Annotated in this window: 16 protein-coding genes; 10 read left to right on the top strand and 6 right to left on the bottom strand. The window is 29.7% G+C overall.

The window, feature by feature from the left end:
* Nucleotides 1–118: 118 nt before the first annotated feature.
* From ABJG40_RS00475 to ABJG40_RS00465, 3 genes are all read right to left on the bottom strand, one after another.
* Nucleotides 119–1,054, bottom strand: coding sequence for a TIGR01212 family radical SAM protein (locus tag ABJG40_RS00475; protein WP_348022610.1), 936 nt, complete (start codon nucleotides 1,052–1,054; stop codon nucleotides 119–121).
* Between the two features lie 100 nt (nucleotides 1,055–1,154).
* Nucleotides 1,155–2,165: a UDP-glucose 4-epimerase GalE gene (gene galE / locus ABJG40_RS00470; RefSeq protein ID WP_348022609.1), complete on the bottom strand. Its 1,011-nt coding sequence runs from the start codon at nucleotides 2,163–2,165 to the stop codon at nucleotides 1,155–1,157.
* Between the two features lie 10 nt (nucleotides 2,166–2,175).
* Entirely contained in the window at nucleotides 2,176–3,303 is a 1,128-nt protein-coding gene (locus ABJG40_RS00465; protein WP_348022608.1) for a DegT/DnrJ/EryC1/StrS family aminotransferase, read from the bottom strand.
* A gap of 99 nt (nucleotides 3,304–3,402) precedes the next feature.
* Between ABJG40_RS00465 and ABJG40_RS00460 the strand changes: the two genes are divergently transcribed.
* Nucleotides 3,403–5,784, top strand: a complete 2,382-nt coding sequence (locus tag ABJG40_RS00460; protein ID WP_348022607.1) for a penicillin acylase family protein — start codon at nucleotides 3,403–3,405, stop codon at nucleotides 5,782–5,784.
* Here the strand turns inward: ABJG40_RS00460 and ABJG40_RS00455 are convergent.
* Genes ABJG40_RS00455 through ABJG40_RS00445 form a run of 3 tightly spaced genes read right to left on the bottom strand, consistent with a single transcriptional unit; the run spans nucleotide 5,781 to nucleotide 7,857 of the window.
* A complete protein-coding gene (locus ABJG40_RS00455) occupies nucleotides 5,781–6,470 on the bottom strand; it encodes an RluA family pseudouridine synthase (RefSeq protein ID WP_348022606.1) in 690 nt (229 codons plus the stop codon). The genes ABJG40_RS00460 and ABJG40_RS00455 overlap by 4 nt on opposite strands.
* Nucleotides 6,471–6,475: 5 nt before the next feature.
* Nucleotides 6,476–7,087 carry a ribosome biogenesis GTP-binding protein YihA/YsxC gene (gene yihA, locus ABJG40_RS00450; RefSeq protein WP_348022605.1) on the bottom strand — a complete coding sequence of 204 codons (612 nt, stop codon included), beginning with the start codon at nucleotides 7,085–7,087 and terminating at the stop codon, nucleotides 6,476–6,478.
* Between the two features lie 2 nt (nucleotides 7,088–7,089).
* Complete coding sequence (locus ABJG40_RS00445; protein WP_348022604.1) at nucleotides 7,090–7,857, bottom strand: alpha/beta hydrolase; 768 nt, start codon at nucleotides 7,855–7,857, stop codon at nucleotides 7,090–7,092.
* Nucleotides 7,858–8,058: 201 nt separating this feature from the next.
* On the opposite strand from ABJG40_RS00445, the gene mraZ reads away from it, so the two are divergent.
* The 9 genes from mraZ to ABJG40_RS00400 form a co-directional block, all read left to right on the top strand.
* Nucleotides 8,059–8,526: a division/cell wall cluster transcriptional repressor MraZ gene (gene mraZ, locus ABJG40_RS00440; protein ID WP_348022603.1), complete on the top strand. Its 468-nt coding sequence runs from the start codon at nucleotides 8,059–8,061 to the stop codon at nucleotides 8,524–8,526.
* Entirely contained in the window at nucleotides 8,513–9,412 is a 900-nt protein-coding gene (gene rsmH / locus ABJG40_RS00435; RefSeq protein WP_348022602.1) for a 16S rRNA (cytosine(1402)-N(4))-methyltransferase RsmH, read from the top strand. Before mraZ ends, rsmH begins: the two co-directional genes overlap by 14 nt.
* Before the next feature lies 1 nt (nucleotide 9,413).
* Nucleotides 9,414–9,740 carry an FtsL-like putative cell division protein gene (locus ABJG40_RS00430; RefSeq protein WP_348022601.1) on the top strand — a complete coding sequence of 109 codons (327 nt, stop codon included), beginning with the start codon at nucleotides 9,414–9,416 and terminating at the stop codon, nucleotides 9,738–9,740.
* Between the two features lie 59 nt (nucleotides 9,741–9,799).
* Nucleotides 9,800–11,764 carry a penicillin-binding protein gene (locus ABJG40_RS00425; protein WP_348022691.1) on the top strand — a complete coding sequence of 655 codons (1,965 nt, stop codon included), beginning with the start codon at nucleotides 9,800–9,802 and terminating at the stop codon, nucleotides 11,762–11,764.
* Nucleotide 11,765: 1 nt separating this feature from the next.
* Nucleotides 11,766–13,229 (top strand): UDP-N-acetylmuramoyl-L-alanyl-D-glutamate--2,6-diaminopimelate ligase, encoded by a 1,464-nt coding sequence (locus tag ABJG40_RS00420; protein ID WP_348022690.1) that lies wholly within the window; start codon nucleotides 11,766–11,768, stop codon nucleotides 13,227–13,229.
* A 6-nt stretch (nucleotides 13,230–13,235) separates the two neighbouring features.
* Nucleotides 13,236–14,462 carry a phospho-N-acetylmuramoyl-pentapeptide-transferase gene (gene mraY / locus ABJG40_RS00415; protein WP_348022600.1) on the top strand — a complete coding sequence of 409 codons (1,227 nt, stop codon included), beginning with the start codon at nucleotides 13,236–13,238 and terminating at the stop codon, nucleotides 14,460–14,462.
* Nucleotides 14,463–15,797 (top strand): UDP-N-acetylmuramoyl-L-alanine--D-glutamate ligase, encoded by a 1,335-nt coding sequence (gene murD / locus ABJG40_RS00410; protein ID WP_348022599.1) that lies wholly within the window; start codon nucleotides 14,463–14,465, stop codon nucleotides 15,795–15,797.
* 49 nt (nucleotides 15,798–15,846) lie between these two features.
* Entirely contained in the window at nucleotides 15,847–17,031 is a 1,185-nt protein-coding gene (locus ABJG40_RS00405) for an FtsW/RodA/SpoVE family cell cycle protein (protein WP_348022598.1), read from the top strand.
* Nucleotides 17,015–17,519, top strand: a 505-nt coding sequence (locus ABJG40_RS00400) for a glycosyltransferase (RefSeq protein ID WP_348022597.1), incomplete at its 3' end; no start/stop codon positions are given. The genes ABJG40_RS00405 and ABJG40_RS00400, both read left to right, overlap by 17 nt.

Here is a 17,519-nt window from a genome sequence, read left to right as displayed (position 1 = left end):
TAAATACGAATATGTGTCGTTTTTATTGACTTATATTCGAAGTTAACGAAGTTAGGTTTTTAAAAATTTAGAAACAAATTAAATTGTTTTCTACTTTACTTTTTAATCATTTACTGTTTTAAAAAGCTTCATAATTTTTCCCTTGCCAAGTATTTTCTAATTCCAATTGTTTGTCAATTTTAGAAACAATCTCAAAGTTTTTAAGTCCATTCCAATTAGGAGCGATTAATAAATCTATTGGTGCTTGACTTATAAAACGTTCAATAATAATATCTGGTCTTAATAAAGACACAAATTCAGACATAAATTTGATGTATTTTTCTACAGTGAAAAGATCAAAATTTTCTGGATTTCGTTTGTGTTGAGATGCCATTATAGATTGTTTTACAATCTGTAAATGATGTAATTTTAAAGTGTTTATTGGAAGTTTTGAAACTTCTATTGCATGGTTTAACAAATCTTCTTTTGTTTCTCCAGGTAAGCCAATAATTAAATGTGCTCCTAAATGAAATCCTTTGTTTTTGCATTTATCATAGGTTGCAATTGTTTCATCATAAGAATGACATCTGTTTACTTTTTCTAAGGTCCTATTTAGTGTGCTTTCAACTCCAAACTCTAATGAGATAAAATGTTTTTTTGATAAGAGTTCTAAATAGTCAATCACTTCATTAGAAATACAATCTGGTCTTGTGCCAATAACTAATCCAACTACATTTGGTACACTTAAAGCTTCATCATACATTTTTCTTAACGATTCAAAATCTGAATATGTATTTGTGTATGCTTGAAAATATGCTAAATATTTTTGTGTTTTGTATTTTATTGAAAATCTAGAAATTCCTTCTTCTAATTGTTGTTTAATTCCTTTTTGAGGTTCGCAATAATCTGGATTAAAAGTGTTGTTATTACAATAAGTACAACCTCCATAATCTTTAGTTCCATCTCTATTAGGACAAGAAAAACCAATATCTAAAGATATCTTTTGAACTCTTTCTCCAAAAGTTAATTTTATGAAAGATGAGTAATCTAAATAGCGTTTTCCAATAAATTTCATTAAAAATAATTTTAATCTATATGGTATGTATCTATAAGTAATTATGTTGAAGCAAAAAAAACTCCAATTATTAAAAATTGGAGTTTTAGTAATTATAAATTTATTTTTGAGCTTGTTGCCATTTCCAAGCAGAACTCAAAGCGTCTTCTAAAGAAAGTTCTGTTTTCCAGTTCAGTTCTTTATTAGCAATAGTAGTATCTGCATAAGCAGCAGTAATATCTCCAGCTCTTCTGTCTACAATTTTATAATTTAATTTTAAATCATTTACTTTTTCAAAAGCTTTAATAATTTCTAAAACAGAACTTCCTTTTCCTGTTCCAACATTAAAGTATTCAAACGATTCTTTATTGTTTTTTTTGATTAATCTTTGTAAAGCTGCAATATGTGCCTTTGCTAAATCGACTACGTGAATATAATCACGTACAGCTGTTCCATCTTCAGTATCATAATCATCACCAAAAACAGATAATTCTTCACGAATTCCTGCGGCAGTTTGTGTTACAAAAGGAATTAAATTTTGAGGAATTCCTAAAGGAAGTTCTCCTATTTTTATAGATTCATGAGCTCCAATTGGGTTGAAATATCTTAAAGCAATGATATTTAAATCATGAGCGTTACTGGCGTCTTTTAAAATTTCTTCACCAATTTGTTTTGTGTTTCCATAAACAGATTCAGCTGTCTTTACAGGTGCTTTTTCTGTAATTGGTAATTCATCTGCTTGTCCGTAAACAGTACAAGAAGAAGAGAAAATAAAGTTGTCTAACTTTCTGTCACTCATTTCTTGTAATAAGTAAACTAAAGTCCCTAAATTATTTTCATAATAATCTAAAGGTTTGTGCATGCTTTCTCCAACAGCTTTAAAAGCAGCAAAATGGATGATTCCATCAACTTTATTATTTTCGAAAAAGTTTTTTACCTCACTTTTTACTCTTAAATCAATTTGATGAAAGTTTGGTTTTGTTCCAGTAATTTCTGTAATTTTATCTAAAACTCTAATAGTTGTGTTAGATAAATCATCAATAATTACCACTTCAAAACCTTCGTTTTGTAGTTCTACAACTGTATGAGAACCTATAAAACCTAAACCACCAGTAACTAATATTCTTTTCATAGCAGTAATTTTATTTAACGAAATCTAAAATTGTTTTTGTAATAAATTCTAATTGTTCAGTGTCTAACTCAGTGTGCATTGGTAAAGAAATCACAGTTTTTATTAATCCATTTGTAACAGTAAAATCACTTTCGTTATATCTTGAATCTGCATATGCTTTTTGAGAATGTAATGCTACTGGGTAATAAATTGCATTCGGAATTCCTTTTTCTAACAAATGCTTGTGTAAATCATCTCTTTTACCATTTGTGATCTGTAAAGTATATTGATGAAAAACATGTGTAGTGAAATCACTTATTTTAGGAGTGATGATGTTTGTGTTTTCTGCAAAAGCATTTGAATAAAAGTTAGCAGCTTTTCTTCTTGCATCACAATAACTGTCTAAGAGAGGTAGTTTCGTTTTTAAAACTCCTGCTTGAATAGAATCTAAACGAGAATTTACACCAACTACATCATGATAATAACGAGTATACATTCCATGATTTACAATTCCACGAATAGTATGAGCTAATTCATCATCATTTGTAAAAATGGCACCACCATCTCCATAACAACCTAAGTTTTTAGAAGGGAAAAATGAAGTTGTACCTACATTACCAATTGTACCAGCTTTCTTTTTAGTTCCGTCTTTAAACGTGTAATCTGCACCAATTGCTTGTGCATTATCTTCAATCACAAAAAGATTATGTTCTTTAGCAATTTCCATAACAGCATCCATATTTGCAACTTGTCCGAATAAATGAACAGGAACAATTGCTTTCGTTTTTGGAGTAATTGCTCTTTTTAAAGCTTCAATGTCTATATTAAATGTTTTAGCATCTACATCCACTAAAACCGGAGTAAGTTTTAATAAAGCAATAACTTCTACAGTTGCAGCAAAAGTAAAATCTGCAGTTATAACTTCATCACCTTGCTCTAAATCTAAGCCCATCATTGCTATTTGCAATGCATCTGTTCCGTTTGCACAAGGAATTACGTGTTTTACATCTAAATATTTTTCTAAATCTGCTTGAAACTCATGTACTAGAGGTCCGTTTATATAAGCAGAAGAATTTAAAACTTGATCTATAGAAGTATTTACAGCTTCTTTTATTTGTTGATATTGACCTTGTAGGTCAACCATTTGAATTTTTTTCATATAAAAAATTTTGCCCACCAAAAATACGAACTTCCTTTCATTTTCTTTGTAGTTATCTGTAAATAATATTTCTGTTATCTTTGAAAAAAATCAATTTTCATGAAGTTTTTGAAACGTTCGTTAAGAATTCTATTAATTCTTATTGTATTGGTATTTGTTTCTGTTTGGTTGTACTCTAAAACATATAAACCAGATTATTCTGGTGAATTAGAGTTGAAAAATATTTCTAAAGAAGTTACTGTATATTTCGATGATATTGGTGTGCCACATATCAATGCTCAAAATCAATCAGATGCTTACGTGGCTTTAGGATATTTACATGCTCAAGATAGATTATGGCAAATGGAGTTGATAAGAAGATTGGCTGCAGGTAGATTGTCTGAAATTTTTGGGAAGAAGTTAATAAGAACTGATAAATTCTTTTCTGGATTAGGAATTGAAGAAGCTTCAGAAAAAACGATTTTAAATTTAGATAAAAATTCTGAAAAATATAAAATGGTTGCTTCTTATTTAAATGGTGTTAATCAATATATAGAAGAAGGGAAAACGCCCATAGAGTACACATTAGTTGGTGTAAAAAAAGAACAGTTTACTTTTAAAGATATGTATAATGTTTTTGGGTACATGGCGTTTAGTTTTGCAATTGCTCATAAAACAGATCCTTTGTTAACAGAAGTTAAAGAAAAATTAGGCAATGCATATTTTAACGAGTTAATTGGTGTAGAAAATGAAAATTTAACCTTAATTAAAAACGAAACAAACTTAGAAATTAAAGCAGGATTAGCGAGAGAAATGCATCATCTTTTTGAAGATTTGCCAATATCTCCATTTATTGGAAGTAATTCTTGGGTTATTGGGGCAAATAAAACTAAAAACGGTAAAGTAATTTTTGCAAACGATCCTCATATTGCATTTTCACAACCTTCAGTTTGGTATCAAGCTCATCTTAAAACTCCAGATTATGAGTTGTATGGTTTTCATTTAGCTTTAGTTCCTTTTCCGTTGTTAGGGCATAATAAAGATTATGCCTATGGTTTAACTATGTTTGAAAACGATGATGTAGATTTTTATGTTGAAGAAGAAAACCCAGAAAATTCAAATCAATACAAAACAGAAAATGGATATATTAATTATGATTTAATTGAAAAACGAATTAAAGTTAAAGATGAAAAAGATATTGTTTATTCAATAAAAGTTGGTAGACATGGACCGATTATGAATGATATAATTGAGCATATAGAAGATGAGCGTCCGATTGCAATGCAATGGATTTACACAAAGTTAGAGAACAAAATTTTAGACGTAGCTTATGAAGTTTCTCATGCAAAAAGTCTGTCTGATTTTAAAAATGGAGCAAGTAAATTACATGCTCCAGGTTTAAATATGATGTATGGTGATTCTAAAAATAATATTGCGTGGTTTGCATCTGGTAAATTGTATAAATATAGAGATTCTGTGTATACCAAAACGTATTTAGATGGAGCTTCTGGGAATGATGAAATTTTAGAATATTTAGATTTTAATGACAATCCACAAGCTATAAATCCTAGTTTAAATTATGTTTATTCTGCAAACAATCAACCAGATTCTATTGCAGGAAAACTCTATCCTGGTTATTATTTAAATGAAGATAGGGCTAAAAGAATTGTAGATTTATTAGAACCAAAAAATAATTGGACAAAAGAAGATGTTTCAAAGATGATTTATGATGTTACATCTCTAAATGCACCAATAATAGCCAATGACTTAATAAAATCTATTGATAAAACAAAGTTGACAGTTAGTCAGAAAAAAATAATTTCAATCTTAGAAAACTGGAAAGGAAATTTTGAAAAACAAGAGGTTGCTCCTGTTATTTATAATAGATTAGTTTATGAGTTTCAGAAAAATACTTTTGCAGATGAATTAGGAAAAGGATATCATCAATTTATAAATACTCCTTTTGTAGAAAAAGTTTTACCAGTTCAAGTCAAGAGAGAGAAATCAATTTGGTGGGATGATATTACTACAAAAGGCAAGATTGAAACAAAACAAGAAATAGTAACTAATTCCTTTAAAAAAGCATTTGAGTTTTTAGAAAATCAATTAGGAGAAAATATAGATAGTTGGACTTGGGATAGAGTAATTTCGGTTGAATACAAGCATGCTGTTGGCGAAGTGCCAGCGCTAAGAAAATATTTTAATGTTGGTCCTTTTGTAACAACAGGAGGAGATCAAGTGATAAATAATCAAATTTATGATATTGATTCTACGGGTTATTATAAAGTAAAAGCAGGACCTTCTACAAGAAGAATTGTAGATTTTTCTGATGTTGACAATAGTTTGGGAATTTTACCTACAGGACAATCTGGTAGAGTATTTAGTAAACATTATAAAGATCAAGCTCAAAAATATCTAAAAGGTGAATTTGTAAAAATGAAAATTAATCAAGCAGAAATAGAGCAAAGTGAAAATGTTTTGATTTTTAAACCTAAAGATTAGTTTATACAAGCGTTCCAAATAACTTCTTTTGGAGTAGGAGCAGTAATTTTAATTATTTCTTTAGAAACTGGGTGGGTAAACGCTATTTTACGAGCATGTAAGTGAATACTTCCATCTTTGTTACTTCTGTTAAAACCATATTTTAAATCTCCTTTTATTGGGCAACCAATATTAGATAATTGCGTTCTAATTTGATGATGTCTACCTGTTTCTAAATCAATTTCTAGTAAAGAATAATTATCTAGTTTTTTAATAACGGTATAATGTAAAATAGCTTTTTTACTACCGTCAATTTCTTTAGAAAAAGCTGTAGATTTATTGTTTTTAGGATTCTTTTTTAAGAAATTTATTAACGTGTCTTTTTCTTTTTTTGGATGATTTTTTACAACGGCCCAGTATGTTTTATTGATGGTTTTATCACGCAACATTTTGTTTAGTCGTTCTAAAGATTTAGAAGTTCTTGCAAAAATGATTATTCCAGAAGTAGGTCTGTCTAATCTATGAACAACGCCTAAATAAACATTTCCAGGTTTGTTGTATTTGTCTTTAACGTATTCTTTTACAACTTCACTTAGAGGTTTGTCACCAGTTTTATCACCTTGTGTAATATCGCCTGCGCGTTTATTTACAATGATAATGTGATTGTCTTCAAATAAAATTTGTAAATTTTCTTTGGTAGAATGCATTAGAATTATTTAAAATCTTTTGCAACATCTTGGTTAATGGCATCAATAAAATCTAAAAACTCTTTTCTTCCAAGACCTGTAGAAGATGAGGTAATAAAAGATTGAGGAAGTGTTTCCCAAGTGTTTAATAATTTCTTTTTGTAAGAAGTGATTTGTTTATTTAATTTAGAACTTCCTAATTTGTCTGCTTTTGTAAAAACAATGCAAAAAGGAATTTGGTTTTCACCTAAGAATTTCATAAACTCTAAATCAATTTTCTGAGGATCATGTCTAGAGTCAATCAATACAAATGTACATACAAGTTGTTCTCGTTCTTTAAAATAGTTTTCTATAAAGTATTGAAAAATAGTCCTTTTCTTTTTTGATACTTGAGCATACCCATATCCTGGTAAATCAACTAAAAACCACTGGTCATTAATCATAAAATGATTAATAAGTTGAGTTTTTCCTGGTTTTCCAGAAATTTTAGCCAAGTCTTTACGCTCCATTAACATGTTAATTAATGAAGATTTACCAACATTAGAACGTCCAATAAAGGCGTATTCTGGCATTCTGTCTTTTGGAGCTTTGATAACATTACTGTTACTCATTATAAACTCAGCCGATTTTATTTTCATGGCTATTTAAAATTTTTAGAAACCAACCAATCTTCTAGAACTTCATTAAATTCTTCTGGTCTTTCCATCATTGCAGCATGTCCGCATTTTTCAATCCAAAATAATTCTGAATTTGGCAATAATTTATGAAAATCATTTGCAGCTTCTGGGGGGGTTACTTTATCGTGTTTGCCCCAAATAAGGCAAACAGGTAAGGTCATTTCTGGCAAATCTTTTGCCATATTGTGTCTAATAGCACTTTTTGCTATTGCTAAAGTTCTAATTAGGGAGTTTCTGTCGTTAATTACAACATATACGTCATCTATTAATTCTTCAGTTGCAATTGCAGGATCATAAAAAACATCTTGTGCTTTTTTAGTAACATAACCTCTGTCCCCTCTTTTAGGGTAACTGTCTCCCATAGAGTTTTCATATAAGCCTGAGCTCCCTGTAAGTACTAAAGCTTTTACTTTTTCTTGGTAATGTTTTGTAAAATAGAGGGCGATATGACCACCTAAAGAGTTTCCTAGTAAAATAGCATTATCAATATTTTTAAACTCCATAAATTCTTTTAAAAACTTCGCTAAATTTTTAACATTGGTTTTTAAAAGAGGAAGAGAGTACAAAGGTAGTTCTGGAATAAGAACTTTGTATCCGTTTTTAGAAAAATGTTCATAAGTAGAGCTAAAGTTGCTTAAAGCTCCCATTAAACCATGTAATATAATGATTGAAGGTCCTTCTCCAGCTTCAGCGTACTTAAACTTTCCTTCAGTAATTAAATTGTCAGTCATTTATTTATCAATTCACTTAAAAGCAAATGTAATTCTTTTTTATGAAATAGATAATGTTTTTAAGCTTACCCTTTGTTTATGTTTTAAATATAAAAAGTGCAATGAATTGTTAATAAACTCGTTATTTATTAACAAAGTGGTAAAAAGTGGTAAAAAGTGGTAAAATTTATATATTTTTGATTTCAATTAAACGTTTTTTAAGTGATAAATCTAATTGGTACATATGAATGTAAGGCAGATGCTAAAGGAAGGATGATGTTTTCGTCTGCTTTCAAGAAGCAATTGTCTTCTGTATTACAAGAAGGTTTTGTGGTTAAAAGAGCTGTTTTTCAACCTTGTTTGGAGTTGTATCCGATGAAAGAGTGGAATTTGATGATGGAGAAAATAAACAAGCTTAATAGGTTTAATAAGAAAAATAATGATTTTATCAGAAGATTTACGGCAGGTGTAAAAATGGTAGAATTAGATGCGACTGGAAGAATTTTAATTCCAAAAGATTTATTTGAGTTTGCAGGTATTAAGAAGCAGGTTGTAATGTCTTCTTCCGTAAATATTATTGAGATTTGGGATAAAGAGAAGTATGAAAAAGCAATAGATGATGCGTCTGATGATTTTGCTGATTTGGCTGAAGAAGTAATGGGAAATACAAGTATAAATGAATTATCATAGTCCGGTTTTATTGCATGAAAGTATAGATGCGCTTGCTGTTAAGGAGGATGGTGTTTATGTAGATGTTACGTTTGGGGGTGGAGGTCATTCAAAAGAGATTTTGAAAAGACTTGGAGAAAATGGAAGGTTATTTGGTTTTGATCAGGATCCAGATGCGCAAGGTAATATTATTGATGATGAGCGTTTTGTTTTGATTCCGGAAAATTTTAGATATATATCGAGATTTTTAAGGTTTAATGGTGTAAGAAAGGTAGATGGTGTTTTGGCAGATTTGGGAGTTTCTTCTCATCAATTTGATGAAGCAGAAAGGGGTTTTTCTACACGTTTTGATGGTGATTTAGATATGAGAATGAATCAGAAATCTAAAATTTCAGCAAAAGAAATTATCAATAATTATTCTGAAGAGAAATTGGCTGAAATATTGTTTTTGTATGGTGAATTAAGAAATTCTAGAAATATAGCAAAAACAATAGTAGAGAAAAGGCAAGAAGAAAAAATTGATACAAGTTTTCAGTTAAGAAAAGTATTGCAAAGGTATTTGCCAAAAGCAAAAGAGCATAAAATTATTGCTCAGATATTTCAGGCAATTAGAATAGAAGTAAATGAAGAATTGGAAGTTTTAAAAGAGTTTTTAAAACAGGTGCCAAATTTATTAACAGAGGAAGGTAGGTTGAGTGTGATCTCTTATCATTCTTTAGAAGATAGATTGGTAAAAAGGTTTATAAGAACAGGATTATTTAGTGGTGAGCCCGAAAAAGATGTTTTTGGAAATAGTAATGAGCCGTTGCAAAAAGTTGGAAAGTTAATAGTGCCTACCCCACAGGAAATTAAACTAAACAATAGGGCTCGCAGCGCTAAATTAAGAATAGCAACATTAAAAAAATAAAATGTCTAAAGTTAAAAAAGGAGTGTATGATTTTCTGAGAGGAAGTTTTCTTACGGATGAATCTGCTTTTAAAAACTGGAGGATTATCATTTTTGTAGTAATGCTGCTGTTAGTTATGATAACAAGTGCTCATAAAGCTGATAAAAAAGTAATTCGAATTTCTGAATTGAATAAAGAGAAAAGAGAGTTAAGGGCAGAATATGTAGATACTGGTACTATTTTGATGAGAATGAAAATGGAATCAAATATCAGAGAAAAAGCAAAAAATAGAGGTTTACAACCTTTAAAGTCCCCTCCAAAAAAAATTAAAGTAACTATAAAAGATTAATAAAATTGGCAACTCATAAAAAAAGCATACTTACAAAATTCTACTTGGTAGCTGCTTTTATGACGCTGTTTTTGTTGGTGATTGTATTTAGGGTTTTTTCTATTCAGTATACAGAAGGAGAAAAATACAGAAAACTTTCTACAGAATTAACTATTAAACAAGATACCATATATGCAAATAAAGGTAATGTGTATGCTGCTGATGGGAATTTATTAGCAACTTCTATGTCTAGATTTACTATTAGAATGGATGTTGTTTCTGCTGTTAGAAGTGGGGTTTTTGAAAAGAATGTAGTTGGGTTGTCTCAAGAATTGTCAAGGTTGTTGGGTAAAACTCCGGCTTTTTATCAAAAGAAATTAAATAGAGCAAAAAATAAAAAAAGTAGGTATTTATTAATAGCTAGAAATGTTGGATATACAGATTATCTAAAAATGAAGCAATTTCCAATCTTTAATAAAGGAGTTTATAAAGGAGGTTTTATTGCAGAACATAAAACTGTGAGAGCGCATCCAATTGGTAAAATTGCAGCTCGTACAATTGGGTATGATGATTATAGAGGTGAAGCAGGTATAGAAGGGGCTTTTGCAGATTATATGGAAGGTGAAAATGGTTTGCGTTGGAAACAGAAAATTGCCAAAAATCAATGGAAACCTATTAATGATGTAAATGAAAAAGAACCTATTGATGGTCATGATATTATAACAACGTTAGATGTAAATATTCAAGATATAACACATCATGCGTTGTTAAGTAGGTTAGAGTATTTTGAAGCAGATCATGGTTGTGCAGTTGTTATGGAAACTGCAACAGGAGAAATAAAAGCAATTTCTAATTTAGGAAAAACTTCTAAAGGAACTTATTATGAAAAAAGGAATTATGCTGTTTGGGAAAGTCATGAGCCAGGTTCTACTTTTAAGTTAGCAAGTTTAATGATTGCCTTAGATGATAAGGTAATTGATACTTCAACTGTAGTTGATACTGAAAAAGGAAAAATTTATATTCATAATAGAAAAGTAGAAGATTCAAGAAGAGGTGGTTATGGTAAAATTTCTGCAGCTAGAGTTTTTGAGGTTTCTTCTAATGTTGGTATTGTTAAGTTGATAAAAAAATATTACGATGATAAGCCTCAAAAGTTTATAGATAAACTTGAAGAATATGGTTTTACAAAACCTATTGGATTTCAGATAAAAGGAGAAGGGAAACCTTATGTTCCAAAACCAAAAGATAAGAGTTGGAGTAAAATTTCTTTAGAATGGATGTCTTGGGGTTATGGGGTTTCTGTAACGCCAATGCAAACTTTAATGTTTTACAATGCTGTTGCTAATAATGGAGTAATGGTGAAGCCAAGATTTATTAAGGAATTAAGAAGGCAAGATAAAACTGAAAAGGTTTTTGAGGCAGAAATTTTAAATTCTAAAATTGCTTCTAATGAAACTTTAAATAAGATTAAAAAGGTAATGGAAGATGTTGTTGTTAAAGGTACTGCAGATAATATCTATTCTTCTAATTTTTCTATGGCAGGTAAAACAGGAACAGCTAAAAAATACATTCCTAGAACCAAAAATAAAGAAGGAAAATGGGAAGGTGGTTATTACTCAACAAAACATTATGTAGCGTCATTTGCAGGTTTTTTTCCTGCTGATAAACCAAAATACTCTTGCATTGTGGTTGTACATGATCCTAAAAAAGAAAAAGGATATTATGGAGCAACAGTTGCTGCGCCAGTGTTTAAAGAAATTGCGCAAAAAATATATACAACTACGCCTGTAGATAATCAATCTGTAGATAGTAAAGTAGAGTTTGTAGATATAAACAATCAATTTAAAAAATTTGATGATAAAATAAGTAAGGAGTATCAAACAATTCCTGATGTAAGAGGTATGTCTGGTATGGATGCATTGGCATTGTTAGAAAACATTGGGTTAAAAGTTCAGTTTACTGGAGTAGGGAAAGTGAAATCTCAATCACTTAAAAAAGGAGAGAAATTAATAAAAGGTAAAACCATCATTTTAAAACTTTCGTAAGCTGAAAAATTTAAAAGACATATTATATAAGGTTTCAATTAATCAAGTATTTGATGATACAAATATTCAGGTAAATAATGTTGTTTTCGATTCTAGAAAAATTGAAAATAATGATGTTTTTGTTGCTCAAAAAGGAGTAACTGTAGATGGTCATTTATATATAGACAAAGCAATTAATTTAGGAGCAACTGTAATTATTTGTGAAGAATGTCCAGAAAATAAAAAAGAAGGAGTTAGTTATATTCAAGTTGCAGATGCAAATGTTGCTTTGGCTATAATGGCTGCTAATTTCTATGATAATCCTTCTGAGAAAATGCCACTTATAGGTGTTACAGGTACAAATGGTAAGACTACAATAGCTTCGTTGTTATATCAGTTGTTTAAAAAAGCAGGTTATAAAGTTGGACTTTTATCAACAGTAAAAATTTTAGTTGATGAAACTGAATTTAAAGCAACACATACAACTCCAGATTCTGTTACTATAAATTCATTTTTAGATAAAATGATTGAAGCAGGTGTAGATTATTGTTTTATGGAAGTGAGCTCTCATGGAATTCATCAAAAAAGAACAGAAGGATTAATTTTTGCTGGAGGAATTTTTACCAATTTATCTCATGATCACTTAGATTATCATGAAACTTTTGCAGAATACAGGAATGTAAAAAAAACTTTTTTTGATTCTTTGCCAAAATCAGCATTTGCTTTAACAAATATAGATGATAAGAATGGCGATTTTATGTTGCAAAATACAAAGGCTAAAAAGAAAACGTATGCTTTAAAAACACTTGCAGATTATAGGGCTAAGATTTTAGAAAAGCAATTTTCTGGAACGCTTTTAAAAATTAATGATACCGAAGTTTGGACTAAGTTAATAGGTCAGTTTAATGCATCCAACTTGTTGGCAATTTTTGCAACAGCAGAATTATTAGGTTTAGAAATTTTAGAAATCTTAACAATTATCAGTCAATTAGAAAATGTTAGCGGTCGTTTCGAGTATGTGATTTCAGAAGATAATGTTACTGCAATTGTAGATTATGCGCATACTCCAGATGCGTTAAAAAATGTATTAGAAACTATAAACGACATTAGAACTGGTAATGAAAGTTTGTTTACGGTAGTTGGTTGTGGTGGAGACAGAGATAAAACAAAAAGACCTAAAATGGCACACATTGCTTCTCAATTAAGTAATCAAGCGATTTTTACTTCAGATAATCCAAGAACAGAAAATGCTCAAACCATTATTGATGAGATGGAATCTGGTGTTTCCCCAGAGAATTATAAAAAAACAATATCAATTTTAGATAGAGGTCAGGCAATTAAAACAGCATGTAAGTTTTCTAATAGAGGAGATATCATATTAATTGCAGGAAAAGGCCATGAGAATTATCAAGAAATAAATGGAGTTAGAACTCATTTTGATGATTTAGAGGAAATTAAGAACTGTTTCAATCAATTAAAAAAATAATTAAGAATGCTATATTATTTATTCGAATATTTAGAAAGTCAATTTCATTTTCCTGGGGCAAGTGTATTTCAGTTTATCACATTTAGAGCAGCTGCAGCATTTATTTTATCATTATTAATATCATCAATTTTTGGTAAAAGAATTATTAATTTTTTAAGAAAACAACAAGTTGGTGAAACTGTTAGAGATTTAGGTTTAGAGGGACAAAAACAAAAATCAGGAACACCTACTATGGGTGGAATTATCATCATTTTAGCAACATTAATTCCTGCTTTATTATTAGCAAAATTAGATAATATTTATATAATTCTTTTAGTAATCTCTACAGTGTGGATGGGTTTAATAGGTTTTATAGATGATTATATTAAAGTTTTTAAAAAAGACAAAGGTGGTTTAAGTGGTAAATTTAAAGTTTTAGGTCAAGTTGGTTTAGGAATAATAGTTGGCTCTATGCTTTATTTTAATGATGGAGTTACCATAAAAGAACAATTACCTGTTGATCAACAAGTGATGCAAGAAAATGGAAGAAAGAAGGTTTTTGGTGAAGCGCATAAATCTACAAAAACAACAGTTCCTTTCTTTAAAGATAATGAATTAGATTACTCTAAAGCTTTAAGTTTTTTAGGTGATGGTTATGAAAAATATGGATGGATAGTTTTTATTTTAATCACTGTATTTATTGTAACTGGTATTTCTAATGGGGCAAATTTAACAGATGGTATTGATGGTTTAGCAGCAGGTTCTTCAGCCATAATTGTAGTCACTTTAGCAGTGTTTGCATGGGTTTCTGGTAACATCATTTTTGCAGATTATTTAGATGTAATGTATATACCAAATTCTGGTGAAATGACTGTTTTTATTCTTGCCTTTGCAGGAGCGCTAATTGGTTTTTTATGGTACAATACATATCCTGCTCAAGTTTTTATGGGTGATACAGGTAGTTTAACAATTGGAGGAATTATAGCAGTTATTGCTATTGCAATTCGTAAAGAATTATTGTTGCCAATATTAGCAGGGATTTTTGTAGTTGAAAACTTAAGTGTAATCATGCAAGTTTCATGGTTTAAATACACAAAAAAGAAGTTTGGAGAAGGAAGAAGAATTTTTAAAATGTCTCCATTACATCATCATTATCAAAAACTAAGTTATCACGAAAGTAAAATTGTTGTTCGTTTTTGGATTGTAGGAATTCTATTAGCGGTTTTTGCCATTGTTACCTTGAAATTAAGATAAATGAAAAGATTAGTAATTCTTGGTGGAGGAGAAAGTGGTGTAGGTACAGCGCTTTTAGGAAAGCAAAAAGGATATGAAGTCTTTGTTTCTGATAAAGGAGAAATATCTAAAAAATATAAAAAAGTTCTTATAAATAATGAAATAAATTTCGAGGAGAAAAATCATACTGAAAGCAAAATATTAAATGCTGATGTTGTTATGAAAAGTCCAGGAATTCCAGATAAAGTAGCTCTTGTTCAAAAGCTTATAGAGAGTTCTATACCTGTTATGTCAGAAATAGAATTTGCATCTCATTTTACAGATGCTACTATTATTGGAATCACGGGTTCAAACGGAAAGACAACAACAACATTGTTAGTGCATCATATTTTAAAAAAAGAAGGTTTAAATGTAGGAGTTGCAGGTAATATTGGAGACAGCTTTGCACAACAAGTTGCTGAACAATCTTATGAGAATTATGTGTTAGAGTTAAGTAGTTTTCAGTTAGATGGAATTGAAAAATTCAATAGTCATATTGCAATTATTACCAATATAACACCAGATCATTTAGATAGATATGATTATGATTTTAAAAAATATGTAGCGTCAAAATTTAGAATAACAAAAAATCAAAAAGCAACCGATTATTTAATTTTTGATGCAGATGATGAAGCAATCAATAATTGGTTAAAAGAAAATAAAACAGAAGCAAAATTAGTTCCATTTTCTATTGAAAGAAAATTAGAATATGGAGCATTTTTAGAAAATAATAATATAATAATCAACATCAATAAAGATATAATTACTATGCCGTTATCAACTTTATCAGTTAAAGGAAAACACAATACAAAAAATGCTATGGCAGCAACCATGGCAGCTCAATTGCTAAAAGTAAGAAAACAAACAATTTTAGAAAGTTTGGAAGATTTTGAAGGTGTAGAACACCGTTTAGAAAATGTTGCAAAAATAAGAGGTGTAGAATATATAAATGATTCTAAAGCAACTAATGTAAATGCAGTTTTTTACGCTTTAGAATGTATGAATAAAACCACAGTGTGGATTGTTGGTGGTGTAGATAAAGGTAATGATTATAATGATTTATTGCCCTTGGTAAGAGAAAAGGTAAAAGCAATAGTTTGTTTGGGTTTAGACAATGATAAAATTAAAAATACTTTTGGTAATGTTGTAGATATTATTGTAGAAACTGCTGGTGCAGAAGAAGCAGTAAAAGTATCTCATAAATTAGCAGAAAAAGGAGAAACAGTTTTGTTGTCGCCAGCTTGTGCTAGTTTCGATTTATTTGAAAATTATGAAGATAGAGGGCGTAAATTTAAAAATGCAGTAAGGAGTCTTTAAAATTGTTGAAACCTATAATTTAAATATCAAAGTATAAAGAAATTTATTAATGAAAACTATATTCCAACATATAAAAGGAGATAAAACCATTTGGGCAATTGTTGCTATTTTGGCAATATTTTCATTTATGCCTGTGTATAGTGCAAGTACAAACTTGGTGTATGTTGTTGGTTCTGGTTCTACATTAGGGCATTTGGTAAAACATATTGTTTTGTTAATGATGGGTTTTGCAATTATTTATGGTGTTCATAAAGTGCCTTATAGATATTTTTCTGGTGGTTCTGTTTTAATGTTGCCAGTAGTAATTGTTTTGTTGATTTTTACTTTAGCTCAAGGAACTACAATTGGAGGAGCAAATGCAAGTAGGTGGATAAGAATTGGAGGAATTGGTTTTCAAACTTCTACTTTAGCAGGTCTAGTTTTAATGGTTTATGTGGCAAGATATTTAGCAAAAAATAAAGAACAATTAATTAATTTTAAAGAGAGTTTGTGGCAACTTTGGCTGCCAGTAGCTATTGTATTAATGTTAATTTTACCAGCAAATTTTTCTACAACAGCTATTATTTTTGTAATGATTTTAATGGTAACTTTTATAGGAGGATATCCAATAAAATACATAGGGTTTATTTTAGGAGCAGGAATCGTTTTATTATCAATTTTTGTTTTAATAGCAAAAGCTTTTCCAGATGCAATGCCAAATAGAGTACAAACTTGGCAAAGTAGAATAGAAAGTTTTTCTGATGAAGAAGGCAAAGAATCGTATCAAGTTGAAAAAGCTAAAATAGCAATTGCAACTGGTGGTACATTTGGTGTTGGACCAGGAAAAAGCATACAAAAGAATTTTTTACCACAATCAACATCAGATTTTATTTTTGCAATAATTGTAGAAGAATATGGTTTATTTGGTGGCTTTTTAATAGTATCTATATATTTTATTTTATTATTTAGAATATTTGTGGTTATAAAAAAAACAACTACAATTTTCGGAACTTTATTGGTGTTAGGTGTAGGTGTTCCTATTATCTTTCAAGCAACAATAAATATGGCTGTAGCAACAAATTTATTTCCTGTTACTGGTCAAACATTACCACTAATTAGTAGTGGAGGTACTTCTATTTGGATGACGTGTTTTGCTTTAGGAATGATTCTAAGCGTAAGTGCATCAAAAACTGAAACAGAAGAAGATATTTTAGATGATAACCCTTTAGATATACTTCATGAAACAATCGATTAATATATTAATTTCTGGTGGTGGAACTGGTGGGCATATTTATCCTGCAATAGCAATTGCTAACGAATTAAAATTACGTTATCCTGATGCAAATTTTTTATTTGTAGGAGCAAAAGATAAAATGGAGATGGAAAAAGTTCCGCAAGCGGGGTATGAAATTAAAGGCTTGTGGATTTCTGGAATTCAAAGAAAATTAACGGTAGATAATTTATCTTTTCCTTTTAAAATGATAAGCAGTTTACGAAATGCATCTAAGATTATTAGAAAATTTAAACCAGATGTTGCTATTGGTACAGGTGGTTTTGCAAGCGGACCAACATTAATTGTTGCAAACTCTAAAGGTATACCAACTTTAATTCAAGAACAAAATTCTTATCCAGGAATTACCAATAAGTTACTAAGTAAAAGGGCTCACAAAATTTGTGTTGCATATGATAATTTAGAGCGTTTTTTTCCGGTAGAAAAAATTGTAAAAACAGGAAATCCTGTTC

Origin of the sequence: Polaribacter sp. (assembly GCF_039939415.1) — a bacterium.
Classification (GTDB): domain Bacteria; phylum Bacteroidota; class Bacteroidia; order Flavobacteriales; family Flavobacteriaceae; genus Polaribacter.
Note: the sequence above shows the minus strand (reverse complement) of the source record. Positions and strands in the feature narration are given on the sequence as shown.

Excerpts from the sequence above, each read along its gene's own strand:
- ABJG40_RS00475 (WP_348022610.1), bottom strand. The coding sequence starts at position 1,054 with ATGAAATTTATTGGAAAACGCTATTTAGATTACTCATCTTTCATAAAA.
- galE (WP_348022609.1), bottom strand. The coding sequence starts at position 2,165 with ATGAAAAGAATATTAGTTACTGGTGGTTTAGGTTTTATAGGTTCTCAT.
- ABJG40_RS00465 (WP_348022608.1), bottom strand. The coding sequence starts at position 3,303 with ATGAAAAAAATTCAAATGGTTGACCTACAAGGTCAATATCAACAAATA.
- ABJG40_RS00460 (WP_348022607.1), top strand. The coding sequence starts at position 3,403 with ATGAAGTTTTTGAAACGTTCGTTAAGAATTCTATTAATTCTTATTGTA.
- ABJG40_RS00455 (WP_348022606.1), bottom strand. The coding sequence starts at position 6,470 with ATGCATTCTACCAAAGAAAATTTACAAATTTTATTTGAAGACAATCAC.
- yihA (WP_348022605.1), bottom strand. The coding sequence starts at position 7,087 with ATGAAAATAAAATCGGCTGAGTTTATAATGAGTAACAGTAATGTTATC.
- ABJG40_RS00445 (WP_348022604.1), bottom strand. The coding sequence starts at position 7,857 with ATGACTGACAATTTAATTACTGAAGGAAAGTTTAAGTACGCTGAAGCT.
- rsmH (WP_348022602.1), top strand. The coding sequence starts at position 8,513 with ATGAATTATCATAGTCCGGTTTTATTGCATGAAAGTATAGATGCGCTT.
- ABJG40_RS00430 (WP_348022601.1), top strand. The coding sequence starts at position 9,414 with ATGTCTAAAGTTAAAAAAGGAGTGTATGATTTTCTGAGAGGAAGTTTT.
- ABJG40_RS00425 (WP_348022691.1), top strand. The coding sequence starts at position 9,800 with ATGACGCTGTTTTTGTTGGTGATTGTATTTAGGGTTTTTTCTATTCAG.
- mraY (WP_348022600.1), top strand. The coding sequence starts at position 13,236 with ATGCTATATTATTTATTCGAATATTTAGAAAGTCAATTTCATTTTCCT.
- murD (WP_348022599.1), top strand. The coding sequence starts at position 14,463 with ATGAAAAGATTAGTAATTCTTGGTGGAGGAGAAAGTGGTGTAGGTACA.
- ABJG40_RS00405 (WP_348022598.1), top strand. The coding sequence starts at position 15,847 with ATGAAAACTATATTCCAACATATAAAAGGAGATAAAACCATTTGGGCA.